The 21258-nt window shown below is 43.6% G+C and carries 22 protein-coding genes; 6 read left to right on the forward strand and 16 right to left on the reverse strand.

Features of this window, described 5'->3' with window-relative positions; translation table 11 throughout:
• Positions 1–33 precede the first annotated feature (33 nt).
• The gene (locus AC622_RS17010) at positions 34–1566 is read left to right on the forward strand and encodes a DHA2 family efflux MFS transporter permease subunit (protein ID WP_049672139.1); all 1533 of its coding nucleotides are present in this window, start codon (positions 34–36) and stop codon (positions 1564–1566) included.
• 62 nt (positions 1567–1628) lie between these two features.
• Here AC622_RS17010 and AC622_RS17015 read toward each other — a convergent pair whose 3' ends face one another.
• The 11 genes from AC622_RS17015 to AC622_RS20795 form a co-directional block, all read right to left on the reverse strand.
• Complete coding sequence (locus AC622_RS17015) at positions 1629–3173, reverse strand: ABC transporter substrate-binding protein (protein WP_197089951.1); 1545 nt, start codon at positions 3171–3173, stop codon at positions 1629–1631.
• Between the two features lie 190 nt (positions 3174–3363).
• Positions 3364–3960 (reverse strand): precorrin-2 dehydrogenase/sirohydrochlorin ferrochelatase family protein, encoded by a 597-nt coding sequence (locus tag AC622_RS17020; protein WP_049672141.1) that lies wholly within the window; start codon positions 3958–3960, stop codon positions 3364–3366.
• Positions 3948–4694, reverse strand: a complete 747-nt coding sequence (locus tag AC622_RS17025) for a sirohydrochlorin chelatase (protein ID WP_049672142.1) — start codon at positions 4692–4694, stop codon at positions 3948–3950. The genes AC622_RS17020 and AC622_RS17025 overlap by 13 nt, the downstream gene beginning before the upstream one ends.
• A 19-nt stretch (positions 4695–4713) precedes the next feature.
• On the reverse strand, positions 4714–5490 hold the full coding sequence (gene cobA, locus AC622_RS17030; RefSeq protein ID WP_049672143.1) for a uroporphyrinogen-III C-methyltransferase: 777 nt from the start codon (positions 5488–5490) through the stop codon (positions 4714–4716).
• A 2-nt stretch (positions 5491–5492) separates the two neighbouring features.
• Positions 5493–5711 (reverse strand): DUF3906 family protein, encoded by a 219-nt coding sequence (locus AC622_RS17035; protein WP_049672144.1) that lies wholly within the window; start codon positions 5709–5711, stop codon positions 5493–5495.
• The gene (locus AC622_RS17040; protein ID WP_049672145.1) at positions 5695–7326 is read right to left on the reverse strand and encodes a nitrite/sulfite reductase; all 1632 of its coding nucleotides are present in this window, start codon (positions 7324–7326) and stop codon (positions 5695–5697) included. The genes AC622_RS17035 and AC622_RS17040 overlap by 17 nt, the downstream gene beginning before the upstream one ends.
• Positions 7327–7338: 12 nt before the next feature.
• Positions 7339–7938: an adenylyl-sulfate kinase gene (cysC, locus tag AC622_RS17045; RefSeq protein WP_049672146.1), complete on the reverse strand. Its 600-nt coding sequence runs from the start codon at positions 7936–7938 to the stop codon at positions 7339–7341.
• A 13-nt stretch (positions 7939–7951) separates the two neighbouring features.
• Positions 7952–9097, reverse strand: coding sequence for a sulfate adenylyltransferase (sat, locus tag AC622_RS17050; RefSeq protein ID WP_049673042.1), 1146 nt, complete (start codon positions 9095–9097; stop codon positions 7952–7954).
• Positions 9098–9117: 20 nt separating this feature from the next.
• The gene (locus tag AC622_RS17055; protein ID WP_049672147.1) at positions 9118–10188 is read right to left on the reverse strand and encodes an inorganic phosphate transporter; all 1071 of its coding nucleotides are present in this window, start codon (positions 10186–10188) and stop codon (positions 9118–9120) included.
• Positions 10189–10201: 13 nt separating this feature from the next.
• Entirely contained in the window at positions 10202–10909 is a 708-nt protein-coding gene (locus tag AC622_RS17060; RefSeq protein ID WP_049672148.1) for a phosphoadenylyl-sulfate reductase, read from the reverse strand.
• Positions 10910–11022: 113 nt separating this feature from the next.
• Complete coding sequence (locus AC622_RS20795; RefSeq protein WP_082197193.1) at positions 11023–11160, reverse strand: YezD family protein; 138 nt, start codon at positions 11158–11160, stop codon at positions 11023–11025.
• A 254-nt stretch (positions 11161–11414) separates the two neighbouring features.
• Here AC622_RS20795 and AC622_RS17065 point away from each other — a divergent pair, with 254 nt between their 5' ends.
• Positions 11415–12296: a cation diffusion facilitator family transporter gene (locus AC622_RS17065; RefSeq protein WP_049672149.1), complete on the forward strand. Its 882-nt coding sequence runs from the start codon at positions 11415–11417 to the stop codon at positions 12294–12296.
• Positions 12297–12370: 74 nt separating this feature from the next.
• Here the strand turns inward: AC622_RS17065 and AC622_RS17070 are convergent, their stop codons facing one another.
• The 3 genes from AC622_RS17070 to AC622_RS17080 all read right to left on the reverse strand — a co-directional run bounded on the left by AC622_RS17070 (position 12371) and on the right by AC622_RS17080 (position 14993).
• Complete coding sequence (locus tag AC622_RS17070; protein ID WP_049672150.1) at positions 12371–12973, reverse strand: class I SAM-dependent methyltransferase; 603 nt, start codon at positions 12971–12973, stop codon at positions 12371–12373.
• A gap of 87 nt (positions 12974–13060) precedes the next feature.
• The gene (locus AC622_RS17075) at positions 13061–13927 is read right to left on the reverse strand and encodes a glycerophosphodiester phosphodiesterase (RefSeq protein ID WP_049672151.1); all 867 of its coding nucleotides are present in this window, start codon (positions 13925–13927) and stop codon (positions 13061–13063) included.
• A gap of 199 nt (positions 13928–14126) precedes the next feature.
• Positions 14127–14993: a glycerophosphodiester phosphodiesterase gene (locus AC622_RS17080; protein WP_049672152.1), complete on the reverse strand. Its 867-nt coding sequence runs from the start codon at positions 14991–14993 to the stop codon at positions 14127–14129.
• A 593-nt stretch (positions 14994–15586) separates the two neighbouring features.
• Here AC622_RS17080 and qoxA point away from each other — a divergent pair.
• The 4 genes from qoxA to qoxD are packed head-to-tail and all read left to right on the forward strand — an operon-like array spanning position 15587 to position 19357.
• Positions 15587–16507 (forward strand): cytochrome aa3 quinol oxidase subunit II, encoded by a 921-nt coding sequence (gene qoxA / locus AC622_RS17085; RefSeq protein ID WP_049672153.1) that lies wholly within the window; start codon positions 15587–15589, stop codon positions 16505–16507.
• A 27-nt stretch (positions 16508–16534) separates the two neighbouring features.
• A complete protein-coding gene (gene qoxB, locus AC622_RS17090) occupies positions 16535–18481 on the forward strand; it encodes a cytochrome aa3 quinol oxidase subunit I (RefSeq protein WP_049672154.1) in 1947 nt (648 codons plus the stop codon).
• The gene (qoxC, locus tag AC622_RS17095) at positions 18478–19074 is read left to right on the forward strand and encodes a cytochrome aa3 quinol oxidase subunit III (RefSeq protein WP_049672155.1); all 597 of its coding nucleotides are present in this window, start codon (positions 18478–18480) and stop codon (positions 19072–19074) included. The genes qoxB and qoxC overlap by 4 nt, the downstream gene beginning before the upstream one ends.
• A 1-nt stretch (position 19075) precedes the next feature.
• The gene (gene qoxD, locus AC622_RS17100; protein ID WP_049672156.1) at positions 19076–19357 is read left to right on the forward strand and encodes a cytochrome aa3 quinol oxidase subunit IV; all 282 of its coding nucleotides are present in this window, start codon (positions 19076–19078) and stop codon (positions 19355–19357) included.
• A 30-nt stretch (positions 19358–19387) separates the two neighbouring features.
• On the opposite strand, the gene AC622_RS17105 is transcribed toward qoxD, so the two are convergent.
• Together AC622_RS17105 and AC622_RS17110 are read right to left on the reverse strand one after the other, a co-directional pair.
• Positions 19388–20209 (reverse strand): uroporphyrinogen-III synthase, encoded by an 822-nt coding sequence (locus AC622_RS17105; RefSeq protein ID WP_331456717.1) that lies wholly within the window; start codon positions 20207–20209, stop codon positions 19388–19390.
• Positions 20210–20233: 24 nt separating this feature from the next.
• Positions 20234–21202, reverse strand: coding sequence for a TRM11 family SAM-dependent methyltransferase (locus AC622_RS17110; RefSeq protein ID WP_442853819.1), 969 nt, complete (start codon positions 21200–21202; stop codon positions 20234–20236).
• Positions 21203–21258 lie beyond the last annotated feature (56 nt).

Raw genomic sequence — 21258 nt, forward strand, 5'->3', positions numbered from 1 at the left:
AACACATAGTCAAAATGAAAAGGAGTTAGATATATGAACGCATCCTCCGCAGAGAACGTCCGCCCGAATTTCTTAATTATTGGAATCATTTTAGCCGGTGCCTTCGTCTCCATTTTGAACTCAACATTATTGAATGTCGCACTACCGTCGATGATGGCTGATTTTGACGTAAAGGCAACGACTATTCAATGGCTGGCAACCGGATATATGCTTGTTAACGGTGTACTCATTCCAACGACAGCTTACTTGATCCAAAAATTTTCTGTCCGTCAATTATTCCTGGCAGCCATGCTTCTCTTTACTATCGGCACCATTACAAGCGCGCTATCACCAACTTTTGCCGTTTTGCTCACCGGAAGAATGATTCAAGCTTCCGGGTCTGCAATCATGATGCCTCTTTTGATGAATGTGCTGCTTTCAAGCTTCCCAATCGAAAAACGCGGCAGCGCCATGGGAGTGATGGGACTTGTCATGATATTCGCCCCAGCCATTGGACCAACCCTATCAGGCTGGATTATTGAGCATTATGAATGGCGGTATTTGTTTTATATGATTATCCCAATTGCCCTCCTTGTCATCCTGCTCGCTTTCTTTAAGCTGAAAGATAAAAAGAAATCAATGGAAACCCATTTGGACCAGTTATCTGTCCTGCTCTCCTCCATTGGTTTTGGAGGATTATTGTACGGATTTAGCTCAGCAGGTGATAAAGGATGGGATTCACCTATGGTTTACGGCACAATCATTGCGGGTGTCATCGGACTGATTATCCTTGTCGTACGTCAAGCTTTGATTGATAAACCTATGCTTGATTTCCGTGTATACAAATATCCGATGTTTGCTTTGTCATCGGCCATTGCGATTGTCATCAATATGGCGATGTTTTCAGCCATGATTCTCATGCCTATATACCTGCAGACCCTGCGAGGCATATCTCCGTTTCATTCGGGCCTATTGATGCTGCCGGGAGCCATTATCATGGGAATTATGTCGCCAATCACCGGCAAGCTGTTCGATAAATTCGGCGGCCGGCTGTTAGCCATCATCGGTTTATCGATTACGGTAGCTACCACCTACTTCTTCTATAATCTGTCGATTGATACTGAGTATTCTTCGTTAATTGTCTTGTATTCTGTTCGCATGCTCGGTATGTCGATGGTTATGATGCCTGTTGTCACAAACGGAATGAATTCACTGCCTGCAAGGCTGAACCCACATGGGACAGCCATTAACAACACGCTGAATCAAGTATCGGCTGCTATTGGCTCCGCTCTTCTTGTATCCGTCATGTCCTCTAGAGCAAAGCAGCATTCCGAGGAATTGACCGCAAAAGCCATGCAAAATCTTACCGAACAACCGGATGCACAGACCCTGGCCAATATGAAAGCAGAAATTGGCATACAAGCCACATTGAACGGCATTAATGATGCTTTCTTTGTTGCCTTCTTCATCGCCATCCTAGCACTCGTGCTCGCCTTCTTTATCAAGAAGCCAAAGAGGGCGGATGAATCAGCTCCCATTCAATCAAAGACAAATAATAAGTCATTGTCCCCGCATGCTGAACGATAGAAAAGAAGCCGCTTTGATTCGTCAATCAAAGCGGCTTTCCTTTCATTTCATCCATTTATTCTCTATTCCAGACACCAATCCTCCGCTCCATTCAGTATGGAAAGAGGAGAGACAGAAGGCGCATAATTTTTTCCTAATCGCAATCCCTTTTTTACAAAATACACTTGAGGAATATTGACAAGCCAGACAACCGGTACATCCTCTAGCGCCAACTCCTCTGCCTTTTGCCAATCAGCAAAATCTCCACTCCAAAAGGCTGTTTCAATTGCTGAATCTACTCTCTCCGATGCATAAAGACTCGGGTTCCCATATCCAATCCCGCGATTATTCGAGTGATATAAATAATAAAGATCAAATGGATTGTATGCTTCAGATTTTAACAAGGAAGCGCCTGTCTGCCTATATTGCTTCATTTCCGGCCACGTGCATTCTTTTATAGAAATCATAATTCCCATTTCGGCTAATTGCTCCTTTAATTCGAGCGCCATCGCTTTGTATATGGGATCATCAAAAGGATAGGATAGCGTGAAGTTTGCCTTTCTTCCCTTTTTCTCGATTAGCCCGTCATCATCTGAATCGACCCAGCCCCCTATCCTCAAGATCTCATCAGCCTTATTCTTGTTTCGTTCCCCCTCTGCCGGCTGACCCCACGGAAGACCAAGTGCTGCACTCCATGTTTCACGACCAAAGCCATTCAGCACCTTTTCTACCATTCTCTCCCGGTCTACTCCAGCCTGTATGGCTTTTCGTATGGACGGGTCCACCGTAACATTATTGCCGGCAGCTGCGCCATTCAAGGAAGCTCCCTCTGGCACCGTTACGAGCGAAATCCCTCGATTATCTGCTCCTTCCACTAGGAGCGTTTCCATCCCGTTAATCTTGTCTTCCGCATACGCCCCAGTCGATTGCACTAAATCAGCCCTGCCATCCTTAGCCATGGCATAAGCCTCATCCTCTCGTACAAAGAGCACCTGAATTCGCCGAAAAAAGGGTGTATGACCATAATAGTTATCATTGCGGACAAATACTGCCGCTTTTCCCTTCTCCCACTTTATAAGCTGATAAGGTCCCGATCCAATTGGCTCACTATTAGATTCATCTCCATAGCTTTCGCTTGAAACAATGCCAATAGAGGCAGCTGTATAAACAAAGGAGGACATAGGCTTTTTAAACAGAAATTGCACTGTGTAATCATCAATTACCTGCGTTTGCTCAAACCCTTCCAGACCTTTAATCTCTCCCCTGTCCTTAGCTAGCTGATACGTGAAGGCTACATCATAGGCCGTAACTTTCTGCCCATCGGTAAAATAGGCATCATCCCGAAGCTTAAACTCCCATATTAACTTATCCTCACTCATCTGGTATTCCTCCGCCAGATCATAAGAGATTTCCATTTTGCCGTTTAGGGATAAAAGTGTGCTATGTATAAAACCGGTCCCTCCCGCTTCAAGACCAGCTATTGGGTCAAAGCCAAGTCTTGGCTCCCTTGTCAAGGCTAATACTAATTCATCCGCTTGACTATCGGCTGATTCTCCATAGGCATGGACCATGTTCAAGGGACATAAAAGGATAAAAATAATAGAAACTTTTATATACAGCCATCTCACATCAATCTCCCTCCAGACAAAAAATAACGCACCAATCATTAGTATTCTCTAAATTTCTTTTTCCATGCCATAAAAGCTGTTCCACCTATCCTGCAGCATTAGGTGAAGTCCTACCTCTATTTGACTTGATAATCTAATTTAAATGACGAATAAGTCATAAAAAAAGTGATATATCCATGTGATATACCACTTAAACTCTATCCACCAAAATATCGCTCCGATTCTTCAGCTCCCTATATTCATCCTCTAAAATTCTCCAGAGAATCTCTTGCTTTTGGGCATCTGGATAATCAAGCTGCTTAATCTTCTCTCTCATTTCATACAGCCAAGCTGTATAACTAATCCATGAATCATCAAATTGCTGCTCCAGCTCCTTTTTCAGCTTGCGTGTTAATTTAGGGCTGGCCCCATTGGATGTGACCGCAATCTGCAAATGCCCGCGGCGGACCGTTGCTGGAAAGGTCACATTGCCTTCTCCTGACTCATCGACCACGCACACCAGTTGATTAGCTGGCAATATTCTTGCTAGAGATCCATTAACTTCTCTGCTGTTCGTTGCAAGAATAACGAGCATCGCTCCGCTGAAATCACTTGGAAGAGCTGCACGTTCAATCACTTCATACTTCCGCTCTTTGGCATGTGCACGGACCTCCTCTGAAATCTCCGGAGCGATGAAGGTAATCAGTGCCTGTTCTTCGGAGAGTACCTTTGCTTTCCGTGCCGCTATCCTTCCCCCTCCTGCTATGACTACCTTCTTCCCTGCCAAATCAATGATTAATGGCTGCATAATATTCCTCCTGCAGCTCCAGTTCTATTCTTGATGATATCAATTACCGACTGATGCTTTCCTAGAGGACTTGTTAAAAGGATGTCTTCCCCATTACCCGCTCTTTTCCGTACCTCTCGGCGCACCTCTGCCAATAAAAGCCCTTCAAACAACAAATATGGCACGACAATAACCCTGCCTGAAACTGATTTGCAAATAATCTCGATTCCCTCCTGAAAGGTTGGGGACGCTGCCGCCAAATAGCAGGATTCCACCCGTTCAAACGCTATCCTTTCCTTCACTCCTGTGACAATATTTGAAAAATCCCTTACAATGGCCGGATCACTGCTTCCTCTGCCGACAATAAGAACAGAATCCTCTCTGCCTGCATCAGGTGCCGCATCCTTAATAAGTTCAACCATTGCATCTAAAAGATCTTCTCGCACTCCAAATGGGTCAGCCATCTCCACAGGAATATCCGGGAACCTTTGCAATAGCGGCTCCAATGCCTCTGGAATATCCTTCTTGATATGGCCCGCGAAAAGGAGAAAAACAGGGACAACGCAGATTGACGTCGCCCCTCTTTCTACACATCGATTGAACCCTTCTGCAATGAATGGCTCCGTCAGTTCAAGAAAGCTGACCTCCTGTATCTCACACTGTACCTCGTTGATAACCTGTTCTAGAAATTGCTTCGCTTCATCGGCTCCTTTTTTCGATCTTGTACCATGGCCGACATATAATATTGCTCTCACACTGTCCCTCCTATCCCCTTTAACCGTGGACTACCGGCAAATGCGGTTCAATTTCTTCCTTAAACCAGTTCAAGCGATGATGAAGCCGGACGACTTCTCCAATAACAATCATGCTTGGATTGGCAATATTAGCCCGCTTGATTTCATCCTCAATTGTTGCCAATGTACCAGTGACTGTACGCTGCTCTGAACAGGTTCCCCAGTGCACAAGCGCAATGGGCGTATCAGCCGGTTTACCCGCTTGAATCAAATTGCGAAGAATGGTTGGTAAATGGGAGACACCCATGTATACACAAATCGTATCTACAGCATTGGCCAGATGACCCCATTGATGCTCTGCCGCCGCGTCACCAGCCTGATGGCCGGTTACAAAGGCAAAGCTCTTGCTAAGTGTTCGGTGGGTCACAGGAATGCCCGCATAAGCAGAGGCTGCAATACCAGACGTTATACCGGGAACAATCTCAAACGGCACATCATGCTTCACGCACTCCTCTGCCTCCTCGCCGCCGCGGCCGAATACGAAGGGGTCTCCCCCCTTCAGCCTAACTACAGTCAATCCCCGCTTTGCATACTTCACCAAGAAATGATTAATAGTCTCCTGCTTCATTGTGTGGTAATGCGGCAATTTCCCGCAGTACACAAGCTGGGCATCCTTCCTTGCATAGTCAAGAAGCTCAGTGTTCACAAGACGGTCGTAAAGAATGACATCCGCTTGCTCCAGACAGCGCAGCCCTTTCACCGTAATTAAATCCGGGTCACCCGGTCCCGCTCCGACTAAGTATACTTTACCAGCCATCCTTACCACCCTCTCTCATCATCATCAAGTATGAAACCGGCATTTTTGCCAATCCGCTTTTTTTCTCTTAATGTCACGTCTACAATCTTCGGCAGCTGTAAATAGAATTTCTCAAGTTCGACATCCAAGTGCTGAAAAGCCTCCTCATCATTAGCTGCCGTAATGACAGCTATGACATCCTTCTCCTCTAAGCAAACTTCAAATCTATACAGAAACGCCATGTGATCCAAGTCCTAAGATAGAATCAAGTGCCTCTTGAATAGCCGTTAATCCAACACGGTGTTTAAAGTCATAGAAGGATTCACCCGTATGCTTCTCTTCCTTGAAATAGGTTAATAGCTTCAAGAGAACCCCTGATAAGTCCTCTGCCGGAATTTTCCCTTTCAGCTTCTCATTGAACTCCCCGCCGGCATTCAGTGTCCCGCCTACATAGATCTCATAGGCCTCAACCATCTCTTTATTGGCATTTCTCACCTTCATCCCTTGCAGCCCGATATCAGCAATCTGGCGCTGACCGCAAGAGTTCGGGCAGCCAACCATATGCATGCGCACAGGCACATCCAATTGGATTTGCTCATCAAGCTCCAAAGCGATAGAACGCATCCGCTCTTTCGTCTCTACTAATGCGAGATTGCAATATTCAATACCTGTGCAGGAAACCGCATGGCCGATAAATGAATTCGGTTTAATCGTGATTCTCTTAAAGATGGGCTCTGCCAATAAAGCATCCACATTTTCTGCCTGTACGTTCGGTATGATTAAGTTCTGAGAATTACATGTCCTGATTTCTCCATTGCCATATTTATCTGAAATTCTAGCAAGCTCAAATACTTCATCCGCATCAAGGCGCCCGACTGGTACGTTAAAGCCTAAGAATTTTAATCCTGCCTGCTTTTGGTCATGTACGCCATAAAAGTATCCGGCATTCCATTCTCCAACAGGCTCCTCTCCCCTTGTTGGCAGCGGACCAGTATATTCTTGTAGCTTTGCAAGAAATTTCTCTGGTCCCCAATCAGCCATCAAGAATTTCAGACGGGCTAAATGACGTTTTTCCCGATAGCCGTAATCCCGGAAGATAGTCGTCACAGCTATCGCTACTTCTAATGTACGTTCAGGCTCAATGAAGACATCAAGCGTTTGCGCGAGAAATGGACGAGCAGATAAGCCGCCTCCTATCTTCAAATGGAATCCTTGTTTTTCCTTTCCATCTAGGACCTTAACGGCAGGCGTGAAGGAAATGCAATTGATCTCGGCATTTGATGCATTATGCAAATTTGTGCTGATAGACATTTTATATTTCCGAGGCAAATTCGAGAAATCCTCATTATTTTGGAAGAAATCGAAGACCTCCTTTACAATCCCCGATGTATCAAAGAGCTCATTCGGATCAATGCCTGCAATTGGGTTGCCGACGATATTCCTCGTAATATCCCCGCAGGCGCCGACACTTGAAAGGCCAACTGCTTCAAGACGATTGAAAATGTCAGGAATCTGCCCAATCTCAAGCCAGTGGAATTGAACAGCCTGACGTGTCGTGATGTCGAATACACCTCGCCCGTAGTCTCTGGCAATGCCGGCGAGCGCCTCTACCTGCTCTTTTGACAGAATCCCGGATGGCACGTTCACGCGCATCATGAAATAGCCGTCTTCCTTCGGGCGCTGCAAGTATAGCCCTGCCCATTTAAACAGATCCCATTGGTCTTTTGGAATGGAGGCAAAGCCGTTTTCGGCATAGGCAGGAATATCATCCAAGATGCGAAGGCCATCCTTATCAAGCTTCGCCACTTCCGTTTTATTCAGTTTCTCATTCGTTGCCCAAAACTTATCGTAAGCCATGAGACAGCCCCCTTAAATAATATTCTTTGAAACTAAGTAATCAGCGATTTCCTTCACTGCTTCTTCTATTGTCACTTTATGAGATACAATCGTTATTTCCGGTGCGTTCGGTGCTTCATAAGGGGAGTCTATCCCAGTGAAATCCTTTATTTCTCCTCTGCGCGCCTTCTGGTATAACTGCTTAGGATCACGTCGTTCACATTCATCCAGCGGACAGTTCACGAATACTTCAATAAACTCCCCTTCCTCGAAAAGAGCACGGACTTGATCACGGTCTGAACGAAACGGAGAGATGAAGGCTGTTGTCACAATCGTTCCGCTATCAACAAATAGCTTCGCAACCTCTCCAATGCGGCGGATATTTTCTGTACGGTCCTCATCCGAGAACCCCAGATCCTTATTCAGCCCATGGCGGATATTATCGCCATCAAGCACGTATTCGCTTATCCCCTGCTCATATAAATAGCTCGAAAATGCATTGGCAATTGTTGATTTTCCTGAGCCTGACAAACCTGTGAACCAAAGAACACAGCTCCCATGCCCATTTTGCGCACGCCGCTCACCCTTTGTTATAGCAGCTTCATGCCAAGTGATATTCGTAGCGTTCTCCATTACCTACTCCTCCTCACACCTGTTCTTTTTCTTTCAATCCTTCAATTAGGACCTCAACCACTTCCTTACGGCTGAAGGTTGACGGCGGTAACTCTCCTTTTCGCAAAAGCTCCCTCACTTTCGTTCCTGAAAGAATTACCCGGTCTTCCCTTTGGTGCGGGCACGTTTTATCAGAGGCCATCCCTTCGCATTTCTGGCAATAAAAGCTATGCTCGAAGAAGAGGGGCTTAATTCCAAGCTCTTCCTCCGTAAACTCGCTGAAGATATATTGGGCATCATAGGTCCCATAATAATCGCCGACCCCGGCATGGTCGCGCCCAACAATGAAATGGGTGCATCCAAAGTTCTTGCGGGCAATCGCATGGAAAATTGCCTCACGCGGCCCGGCATATCTCATCGCGGCCGGATATACACCGAGCTGCACTCGCTCTTTCGGATAATAATGGTCCAAAAGCACGCGGTAGCTTTTCAAGCGAACATCCGCCGGAATATCATCTGCCTTTGTTTCGCCGACAAGCGGATTCAAGAACAAGCCGTCCACTGTTTCTAGCGCTGCCTTTTGGATGTATTCATGGGCACGGTGGACAGGATTTCTCGTCTGGAACCCAACGACCGTCTTCCAGCCTTTCTCCTCAAACAAGGCACGTGTTTCTGCTGGCTCATACCATACATCCTCCGATACACCTTTATCGGATTTTTTGATGAGGATAATCTCGCCGCCCACGTAATAATTCCCGCGCTCATAGAGCCGCTTCACGCCAGGATGTGCCTCTTCCTCTGTCTTGTAAACCTCCCTGGCCTCTTTAGACAAGTCCGGCTCATACACGTCAGACACAGTGACGACACCGACCGTTTCTCCTTCATACTGAAGCTTGACCTGCACACCTGAATCAAGGCTTTGTGCCTCCCTTTCTCCAACCGGCAGTGTCACAGGCACAGACCAAACTGTGCCGTTTGAGAGTCTCATTGATTCCACAACAGACTCATAATCAGCCTTGCCCAAGAAGCCTGTCAAAGGACTGAAAAGCCCAATGCCAATCAGCTCCAGGTCGCTGTATGCGACAGCATCCAGCTGAAGTGTTTTTTCAATAGTGGTCACATCGTAATTCGGTTCATAAGCGGAGATTAGAGTTCCTCCATGTGGTTTTGGCAAAGACATCCTTATCATCCCTCTTTCATTTAGTTCTGTTTTGTCAGCCATACTTCTCCTGTTTCTTCAGGCTTCTTCTTCATTAAATATTTCACACCAAAAACAGAGATTAATAATCCTGCCATCACGACAATTGGATACATATTTTGCTCAATCAGTAATTGAATCAAGGTGAAGCAAAGTACCATGGATAGCACCGGTGATACAATCCAGACAGCGAACAGCTTTATAACGATATCCTTCTTCAATACGGCCTTTCCTTGCTTGGCAAAGCCGATGCCAATAATGGATGACGTTGTAATTTGCACGAGTGGAACAGGAATACCGAAGATCGAAGCTGCCATAACAAGTCCTGCCCCGGTTCCAGAAATAATGCAGCCTTCCTCAATCCTCAATTCCGTGATTTTCTTCCCATTTGTTTCAAGTACGCCCTTGCCTAGCAGGACAGCACCTATGGCGACAAATAAACCTCCCCAGAAGATTCCTGATTGCGTGGTTAGAATATCTGCCCCGACAAGTGGTCCTACTGCATTGGCCACATTATTCATCCCAGCCGAAAAGGCCTCAAATACACCCATTATGACCACTAGCACGGCTAGTATAGGCTTTGCTTTCTTTGAGCGGACCCACTTGCTGATAAATGGCCATTTCAAGAACTTTCCTGCCAATACAGCAATCGTAAAAGCCACTAGCGGTGTCAGAATCCAAAACATGAAGATCCATGCAAACTGAGCAACATAGAGACTTTGATAGGCGATTCCCGCCCCGACAATGGAACCGACTGTCACTTCACTCGTTGATAGCGGGATAGACAGAATATTAGCCAGGAACAGAGACATTGCTGCTGACGCAAGTACAATGAGTGCAATCGAAATTGTGAACGTTTCTTTTGGGACGATGCCATTCCCCAATGTCTTGACGACTTCACCTCCGCCAAGCCACGCACCGAGAAAGACTGCAATCCCACATAAACATAAGGCAATGAGGGGATTTTTGATGACACCGGAACCGTAGGAAATCCCCATAGACGCCGCAGCTCCGCTCGCACCGATATTCATGGCAAAGAACAATCCTACTGCCACGGCAATAATGATCAGCATGCTTTCGTCCTCCTCAATCCGTGTGCAGACCGCATTCTGTTTTTCCCATTCCGCTCCAGCGGCCTGCCCGGCTGTCTCCGCCGGCTGCTACTGCTTGTGTGCATGGGAAGCAGCCGATACTTGGGTAGCCTTCATCATGCAAGCGATTATATGGAAGATCCCTATCGTGGATATAGGTCCATACTTCCTCCCATGTCCAGTGAATCAACGGACAAATCTTAATATTTTGAAATTTTTTGTCCTCATTAAAGAAATCGGTATTCGCCCTAGTTGGAGATTGATCCCTCCTCAATCCAGAAATCCACGCATCCATCGGCGTCAGCGCTTTCCTTAACGGGATAACCTTGCGAATTTCACAGCATTTATTCGGTTCTCTTTTCCAAAGCGCCGACCCGTGCTGCTCCCTCTGCTCATCAAGCGTCAGTTCAGGGAGCTTTCTTTCAATCTTTAAGGCTTTAAATCTCTTTTCAATTTTGTCAATAACCTCATAGGTTTCTGGAAAATGCAGCCCTGTATCTAAAAAGACAATCGATGCATCTGGCTTAACCTGGCTGATTATGTCAATTAAAACAATCGCTTCTGCACCAAAGCTGGAAGCATAAATGATTTTATCCTCATGAAAATGTTGAAAGGACCATTCAAGAACTACCTTGGCTCCTTTTGTTTCATCATGTATATGGAAGGACTCCGAAAACTCGTGCCACTTACTGATTTTGTCCATGAAGCATAAAGCCCCTTTCTGTGCAGCGTTCTTTTCTGACTATGCAAAAAAGACAGTCTTCTCCTGTATAAACAAGAAAAAGACTGCCTCTAGTTTGTCTAGTCAGCAAGCTCTTATTTAGATTTATTGATTGTTGTGGATTGAAGGCGAACCTTCTCATTCTTTTCGATTTGAATAACCTTTCCATCCTGAACCACCAAGGTGATTGATCCAAATTTGATTGTATTCAGCATCTGCTCCAAATGAGCCATGACCTCCTGCAAATCAGACGGTTTCAGACGGTTCGCCTCCCTTTCATGTATTCCCGTTTAATGACAGGTACTTGAATTATATAGAAGTTATTGGAATTAATCCTACCATACACATATGATTTGTCAATATTAAATCCAGATTTTTTCAGAAATAGGCTGTGTAACTATGCTCCGTGAAAAGGAATTTTCATTTCCCTTGAACAGACCTCTATAGTAAAATAGATAAGCATGATTTCAAAAAAAGGGTGACATGAATGGAATCAAAACAATATTCAAATTTAAAAATGGGCGAAAAAGGTGCCATATTAAGCATTGTCACCTATTTGTTCCTTTCTGGGATGAAACTATTAATTGGATATATAACTGGATCTGAGGCTCTTTCGGCTGATGGTCTGAATAATACGACAGATATTATTGCCTCTATCGCTGTTTTAATTGGACTGAGACTATCGCAGCGTCCGCCTGACAGCGACCATGGATATGGGCATTGGAAGAGCGAAACGATTGCTTCACTGATTGCCTCCCTGATCATGATGGTAGTCGGAATCCAGGTACTCTTAAACGGCTTTGGCTCCATCTTTGAAGGAAATAATGAGGCACCTGATATGCTGGCAGGCTATGTGGGTATATTTTCTTTCATCATCATGTATCTCGTTTATCGATACAATAAGCACCTCGCTGAGAAAATCAACAGCCAGTCGGTCATGGCCGCCGCTAAGGATAATCTATCCGATGCCTGGGTCAGTATCGGTACCTCAGCTGGTATTTTCGGCTCCCAACTGGGCATGCCTTGGCTTGATACGGTAACTGCCCTGCTCGTCGGCTTATTAATCTGTAAGACTGCTTGGGATATTTTCCGCGAAGCCTCTCATCACCTATCCGACGGCTTTGATGAAGAAAAGATTGCTCTTTATCAAGAATCTATTATGGGAATAGACGGTGTGAAAGGTGTCAAAAAAATCATGGGCCGCAACTATGGAAACAATGAAGTCATCGATATCGTCATCTTTGTTGACTCATCTCTTAATATACAAGAAGCCCATGATATTGCCACTCTCGTTGAAACGGATCTCACGAAGAAGTATGGTGTTTATGATGTCCATGTACACGTAGAACCAAATACAGATCAAGAATAAATAAAACTAAGCTGGACCTGCCATCATGGAATGAAGTGATGGCAGGTCCAGCTTTTTTACTTCAAACAGGAGAGTTATATCCACTGTTTAACCGGCAATTGATAAATAAGGAATCGGTCGAATGGATCGTGCGGCTTGACGATGACTTCCTGCTTCAATTCAAATGGCGTCTCATGCTCCAAATAAAAAATATAATCCTCCGAGGGATAATACAAAATGATATCAACCGTGCGGCTATATTCCTCCACTGAATCGAGAATTCGATTTACAACCTTCCTGAATATTTGCACATTAAACGGATTAAAGAAGTAGAAGTGATTATGGTCAGGCTGGATGGAGAATTCCTCCGCCAGACAATTATAGAAATGGACTCTTTCATTTCGGTACTTTGCATAATCCGCCAGATTCATCATCGCTTCATTATAAAAAACTTCATTCATCTCCACTCCGGAAACAGAAGCATGATGGTAATAATGAATGTAAAAGTTCAAGCGCCCCTTCCCGCAGCCGAAATCAACGACATGATCTTTGCGGCTTATACTGTACGCTTCAAATAATTTCTCAAGCGCCGCATATGGGGTTGGTTCATACCGATTATAGGCTAGGGAAGCTGGATGACCCTGCTGGTCTCCCCTTGTTTTGATACGAAATAGCTCGTCATAATATTTCTCTTTCATAAAAAACCTCAGTTCACTTACGTTTTTATCCTATCTTAAATGTATTATGGCAGGAAGGAAAGCCGCTTAGACAAAAAAAGAAGAGGGTTATTTCCCTCTTCTCAATTCCTTCTTCAATTGATCCAATACATCCGGGTAATTGGTAAACATCCCTGTCACACCCCAATCAATCAACGTTTTCATTCTTTCCTTTGTATTGACAGTGTATGGGTGAATGTCCAAACCATTTTGCACGACCTTTTGAACATAGGTTTCATTTAAATACGTATGATTAGGCCCAATACCTACTGCATACGTTTTGATATAGTCAATTTCCTCGTCCGTTATCGTGGCCTCATTCTGATAAGCAACTAGCTGCACTAAGTTCAATTCAGGATCTAACGAGTGAAGTATCAACAAGCTTTCCTGACTGAATGATTGTATTATTAAATTATTTTTATCAATCTTATATTTGTTGATTAAGCGTAATAATTTATCCTCCATCCCTGGATAGACATCCGGAGATTTTGTTTCAATATAATATCTTTTTTCCTCTCCGAATAACTCGAAGATTTCTTCTAAGGAAGGTACTTTTTGTCCAATGTATTCCTTACTAGCATTACCCGGATATGCTTTATTAAACCAACTCCCTGCATCCAGTTCCTTGATTTCTCTCAAGGTGAAATCCTTCACACTTCCTGATTCATTGGTTGTGCGATTAATTGTATCATCATGCATCGCGATTAATTTGCCATCCTTTGTCATCTGTAGATCGATTTCAATATAATCTCCATTCATTTTATCTCCAAGTTGATAGGAAGCAATCGTGTGTTCCGGAGCATAGCCAGAGGCTCCCCGATGCGCCACATTTAATATATCTATTTCTTTCTCAATCACGGAAGCATCATTATCAATTGATAGAAGACCAGTAAAGACAAAAATAAATACAGCCAGCAATAATATAACTTTTTTCATGGATGATCATTCCTTATTTCATATAGACTTCTGTTTGATTCCAAGTCGAATACGAAAACATACATTTCATTCTATTAATTCTATTTATCTAACAAAATACACAATTATTTATATTCTACCAATTATCTAGCCTATCAAACAAACACTTTCAAAAATTTATGGCAGGAAGGAAAGCCGCTTAGACAAAAAAAGAAGAGGGTTATTTCCCTCTTCTCAATTCCTTCTTCAATTGATCTAATACATCCGGGTAATTGGTAAACATCCCTGTCACACCCCAATCAATCAAGGTTTTCATTCTTTCCTTTGTATTGACAGTGTATGGGTGAATGTCCAAACCATTTTGCACGACCTTTTGAACATAGGCTTCATTTAAATACGTATGATTAGGCCCAATACCTACTGCATACGTTTTGACGTAATCAATTTCCTTGTCCGTTATCGTGGCCTTGCTTTTATAGGAAATCAATTGAACGAGCTTTAATTTCGGATCCAGCGAGTGGAGTTTCAGGAGGCTGTCTGGACTGAACGATTGAAGCAGCAATGTTTTCTTATTAATCTTGTACTTATTGATTAGGCGTACTAATTCTTCCTCCATACCTGGATAAACATCAGGGGATTTCGTTTCAATATAATACTTTTTATGCTTACCCAGCTTTTTAAAGACTTCTTCTAAAGTAGGGACCTGTAAACCAACATATTCTTCACGCGCATATTCGGGATATTTTTCATTAAACCAGCTGCCAGCATCAAGCTTCTTAATTTCCCTTATCGTATAATCTTTAACAAACCCTGTTCCATTTGTTGTCCTGTCTAAGGTTTCATCATGCATTGCAATTAATTGGCCATCCTTTGTCATTTGGAGATCAATTTCGATATAATCGCCATCCATCTTATCCCCAAGCTTATAAGAAGTAATCGTATGTTCTGGAGCATACCCGGAAGCTCCTCTATGGGCTACATTCGTCACCTTTTGCGGTTTCTGCTTACCCATAGCCGCATTTGCCGATGTAATAGCCCCTAGAGAAAAGAAAACGCTTACAATAAGTAAAACAATAACTTTCTTCATTCCTTCTCATCCCTCCAAACAATCATAAACTTCCACTCTAGTATATAGCAGCTCCCATTCTATCACCTGAGCATTTCCTACATTTTTTTCCAAATATTTTAGCAGCACATTGACCTTTCTTCCTATATATATAGGACTAGCGTTTAATCATTTATTTTATTGATATACTTTTTAAAACCTTTTTCTATGTCCTTTATTAACACTATCTACAACAGAATAACTCTAGCAGAAGGACTCTTGTCAGAATGAAAAACCATAATCGAACGATTCCATCGTCACTTGATAAATAACTGATAACCACGCGTTTTATTCACTAATTAGCCACATATTTTACATAAAAATCCATTATTATAAGTTCCTGTTAATGAGTTCACAACTTTGTCAAATATGATAAAAACATTTGCCTCTTTCAGATACATATATTTGTAATTTGGAAATACAGTTATTATATTGAAAATTGGGGTATGGTAAAAGAATGTAATTCATCTAAATAGCTACATATATGGTTGGTTTTTTAAAATCTACTTGTCTATTCTTTTTCTATTCCCAGCTTATATTTAGCTAACTTACACTACTTACGGAAGGGGAACATTATGAAAAAAAAGTTAGGACTTTTAGGGTCCATGCTGGCATCGATTCTTCTGTTAGCCGGATGTGACTGGGTTGTGTTCGACACTAACGGACCAGTAGCCAAAACTCAGTCAGATACGATTATCTTTTCCATCCTGATGCTGGCTGGCGTTATGATTGTCGTTTATGTGCTGTATATCTTCATGCTAGTGAAATATAGAGCTTCCAAAGCTCCTAAAGATTATGTGCCTCCGCATATGGAAGGCAGCAAAACACTTGAAATCATATGGACAGCTATTCCAATTATCATTGTCTCTATTCTTGGTTACGTGACAATCGTATCCACTTTCGAGGTTGAGAGCACGCCGAAGGGCTATGAGGATCAAGAACCTCTCGTTATTTATGCTTCCTCCTCCAACTGGAAATGGCATTTCAGTTATCCTGAACAGGATATCGAAACCGTTAACTACGTCAATATCCCAACTGATAGAGTCGTAGAATTCCGTCTGTATTCCTACGGACCGATTACCAGCTTCTGGATTCCGCAATTAGGCGGACAAAAATATGCGATGTCTGACATGGTCACGAAGCTTAATTTCGTAGCCGATAACGAAATGTCCATGATGGGACGTAATGCAAACTTCAGCGGACAAGGAACTGCCCATATGGAATTTGAAGCACTCTCAATGTCTAATGAAGAGTTTGAAGAATGGGTAGAGCAAGTTCAAGCAAATGAGCCTGAACTGACAGAAGAGAAGTTCGACGAGCTTTTAGACACAGCTTATGTCGGCCGCCAAAGCTATTCTTCCACTCACTTGGAGTTCAGCCCGCCGCCTGAGGGACATAACCACGGCGCTGAAAAGGCTCCATCAAACGAGGACCCTGATCAGGAAAATCAATTCGATAAGGATTCTGAGCAATCAGAGCATCATGAAAACCACTAATACCTATACGAAAGGAGCTAAACAAACGTGAAATGGGATGAATTTTTTGTTCTTGGGGACCCGTTAATTTATGGAGCCATGGTCAGTATTGTCGCTGTATCGATGGCCATTGTTGTGGGTCTGACCTATTTTAAGAAATGGCGTTGGCTAAGAGATGAATGGCTGACAACCGTTGACCATAAACGAATTGGGATTATGTATATCATATGTGCCCTCTTAATGTTATTCCGCGGAGGGATTGACGGATTAATGATGCGCGGGCAGCTCGCTATGCCTGAGAACGGCTTCTTAGATGCCCAGCATTACAACGAGGTCTTTACAACTCACGGCGTTATCATGATTTTGTTCATGGCGATGCCTTTTATCATCGGTTTAATGAATATTGTCATACCGCTTCAAATCGGTGCCCGTGATGTAGCGTTCCCGTATTTGAATGCTGTAAGCTTCTGGTTATTCTTTGCCGGAGCCATGCTTTTCAATATTTCATTCGTTATCGGAGGTTCTCCGGATGCTGGATGGTCAGCGTACTTCCCGCTGGCAAGTACGGAATTCAGTGAATCCGTCGGTAACAACTATTACGCAATCGCGATTCAGATTGCCGGGATTGGTACATTGATGACAGGGATTAACTTCATCGTCACCATCCTAAAAATGCGTGCACCTGGCATGACACTTTGGAAAATGCCAATGTTCACTTGGTCTATCTTAATTACCAACATCATCATCGTTTTCGCATTCCCTGTATTAACAGTCGCGCTTGCGTTAATGACATTAGACCGCTTGTTCGGCACACATTTCTTCTCTATGACTGACGGCGGTATGGATATGCTCTGGGCCAACCTGTTCTGGGTTTGGGGACATCCAGAAGTATATATCGTTATCCTGCCTGCATTCGGTATATTCAGTGAAGTTATTTCAACCTTCTCTAAGAAGAATTTGTTTGGCTATAAATCAATGGTTGCAAGTATGCTTGCCATCTCAGCTCTATCATTCCTTGTCTGGGTCCATCACTTCTATACAATGGGTCAAGGAGCTCTCTCTAACAGCTTCTTCTCCATTACAACGATGCTGATTGCTGTACCGACAGGGGTTAAGATCTTTAACTGGCTCTTAACGATGTACAAAGGGAAAATCCAATTTACAACACCAATGATGTATGCACTAGGATTCATTCCAATCTTTACATTCGGCGGTATTACAGGGGTCATGCTTGCAATGGCAAGTGCGGATTACCAATACCATAACACGATGTTCCTAGTTGCCCACTTCCACTATGTATTGATTCCTGGTACCGTCTTCGGTGTTCTAGCTGGTTTCTATTACTGGTGGCCAAAGATTTTCGGCTTCATGCTTAATGAAAAACAAGGAAAACGCGCATTCTGGTGGATTGCCATCTCCTTTAACGTGACCTTCCTGCCTTTATTTGCACTCGGTCTTAAAGGGATGAACCGTCGTATGTATACGTATTCTGAGGAAAGCGGCTTTGGACCGTTAAATCTGCTTGCGTCAATTGGGTCTGTCGGTTTAGCGATTGGGTTCATTCTCTTGGTTTACAATATTTACTGGAGCTTCCGCTATGCACCGCGCTTGAATGGCAATAATGATCCATGGGATGCACGTACATTGGAATGGGCTACACATACACCTGTCCCATCCTACAATTTCGCGATCACACCTGAAGTGAGTTCTGTAGATACTTTATGGGATGAAAAACTGGGTAAACATAAGATTTTCAAAGGTAAATTAGAAGAAATTCATATGCCTAACTCAAGCTTTATGCCATTCTGGATGGCGATTGCCTTCTTCTTCTGGGGATTCTTTATGGTATTCAGCTGGTGGATTCCGGCCATTATCGCCATGATTCCAATCTTCTACCTGCTGTTTGCACGTTCATTCAGCAATGATCATGGATTCCATATCTCTGTGAAAGAATTAGAAGCTGAAGAAAAGAAATTGCGAGGTGAAACAAAATGAAGCTAGATGCCTCACAGCCATTAGAATATAGAACAGAGGAAAACCAGCTGAAAATCTTAGGTTTCTGGATTTTCCTCGGAGCTGAAATTGTTCTCTTCGCCACCTTATTTACCGTCTATTTCGTTTTGGAAAATGGAACAGGCAACGGTCCGACTGGTGAGGAAATCTTTAAGATCTCCGGCGTGTTATGGGAAACATTCCTCCTATTAACATCAAGCTTTACAATTGGTATCGCGATTCATGCGATGCGTATGGGTATGAAAAAAGCCATGATGACCTTTATGGTTATCACACTTGCACTTGGTCTTGCCTTCTTAGGTATTGAGATATATGAATTCTTCCACTATGTACATGAAGGGGCAGCAATCACAACAAGCGGATTCACATCTGCCTTATTGACACTGCTTGGAACTCACGGAGCCCACGTTACATTTGGCTTCTTCTGGGGACTTGCCATCTTGCTTCAAGTGAAGAAACATGGTCTTAATACACATACAGCCAATAAATCCTTTATCTTCTCCCTTTATTGGCATTTCTTAGATGTCGTCTGGATTTTCATCTTCAGCTTCGTCTACTTGAAAGGACTGATGTAATATGGCAAAGTTATTTCCTAAAGAGCATGTACTCGGATTCTTGTCATCAATCGCTCTGACCATAGCTGCATTAATGGTTCTTTACCTAGATGTATCATTCGGAGTCAAAATGACGATCCTGCTCGTAACCGCAGGACTTCAAGCCAGCTTGCAGCTCTTCTTGTTCATGCATATTGGCGAGTCCAAAGAAAAAGGAACATTGTATACGAATATTCTATACGCATTATTCGTTGCGATTGTAACAATCTTCGGATCCCTGTTTGTCTTAGTATGGGATTGGTAATAAATAATAAAAGGACATCTGAGGTTAAGCTCAGATGTCCTTTTTGCTATGATAATAGTTTCCTAATTCGACGATGGCACTGCCCATCCTTTCATTCTGCGGAAAGACGACCCTCTCAATACCAGCCTCGTGCAGTGCTTGGGCAGTTACCTTCCCGACAGCAAGTGCCAGAACCTTTGATTCAAAGGCTTTCCTTAATTCCTCTCCATGCCCCTTCTCATCTGCATACATCATAAGATGACGAACCTGCGGAGTACTCGTGAAGAAGGCGGCATCATACACATCTTGAAGCAGCTCACCTAGCAATTGCTCCATCACATCTGTTTCCGGCGGAGTATGGAGATAAGGCAGAATTTCTTTATATTGTGCCTTCTCCTTTTCAAGCCATTCAATCAAAAGCGGTGCCGGATCGCCGTGAAGCTGTAAGGCGGTGCGGCATCCCTCCAAGGAATGCTCCTCCATCATTCGCACGAGCCCCTTTGTACTGCCATCATCATCGCGAACAATTGGACGGAGACCAAGTTTTTTCAGCATATTGACCGTCTTGTATCCTCTTGCAGCTATGTTCATTTTGCCTAAAACCTCTATAAAGGCATTTCCCTGCTCAAGCTCACAAGCTGCTTTATATAAAGTATCCACACCAATTCCAGTGGTGAATATGACCCATTCATATTGATGATTGAGCAAACAGACGATATCATCCTTTAACTGTGAATGATCAAGATAGACCGTCCCTTGGGCTGGCCTAACCACGGGCTCACCTCCCAAATTACGAATGATGGCGCTCATTTCCTCGACTTTTCTAGATGCCAATACGGCAATCCTTTTCCCCTTCAGCTTCTTCACATCCATCCCCCATTTTCTATCAGCTATCTCTCAAACTGCTGGAATATTGGAACTCCTGCATAAGAGAATTTCACGCGTAAAACCAGGTTTCTTGGCTTCACATCGATCCATGATAATCAGGCCTGCCTGTTCAATCATGGCATCAATCGGTTCACCGGTCACAACCACAATCCTGTCAGCAATTCGGTTGGCATGAATTAATATTGATAGCTGCTCCTCTGGTGAGGCGGTATGACATAAATTATAGGGCAAATCAATGATTGCTGAATCATAATGCTCAGTCACTTCCTCGATTGGCCCTTTCCTTACGTCACATTCATAACCGAAATAAGCGATATTCTCTCGTGCCCCTATCGCTGGTAATGGCTTGATATCCCTTCCCGTTATATCCATTCCCATCGAAAGAGCCTCAATCAAAACCGTCCCAATTCCACAGCATGGATCAATGACCTTCGTACCTCCCACCTTTGGAACGGCGATATTCACGACCGCTCTCGCCATCCTTGTGCTGAGCGCTGTTGAATATTCTCTTGGCTTTTGCTGATGCTTTAGCCATACCGCCTCCCCCTTTTTGTAGCGGCCGAAGTACCAGACTCCTTTATATGGAATAACGGCAAATAGATGAGTTGGATGCTCTAATTCGGCGACCCCCTGAATAGACAGACCAATCTCCCTCTCTATGCTCCGTCTCTTCTGCAAAGAAAGCCTCTCTTCTAAATCATTATCTTTGATGAGCAATACCTTAAATGTCTCTTCTCCGATTACCAGATTCTTTGCCTGCTCGGCAAGGGAATGATACGTTTCCCCTTCAAACATGACCTCAATCCGCTCCCGGATAAAAGGACTTCTCTCTGGTTCGATTTTCTTCTTGCTCAAGATTACATATGGACCTGCTTCACACCCGAAGAGTGAACGCATTTCCATCTGGCACAGCGGTTCTTCCTCTGGACTGCACGCATACGTATATAAATAAATTGTCAAATGTCTATCCGCCTTTATCATTGAAATAAAAAAGCCCCTGTCGGCTATTTGCACATACAGAGACAAGCCTTTCT

Origin of the sequence: Bacillus sp. FJAT-27916 (assembly GCF_001183965.1) — a bacterium.
GTDB lineage: Bacteria > Bacillota > Bacilli > Bacillales > Pradoshiaceae > Pradoshia.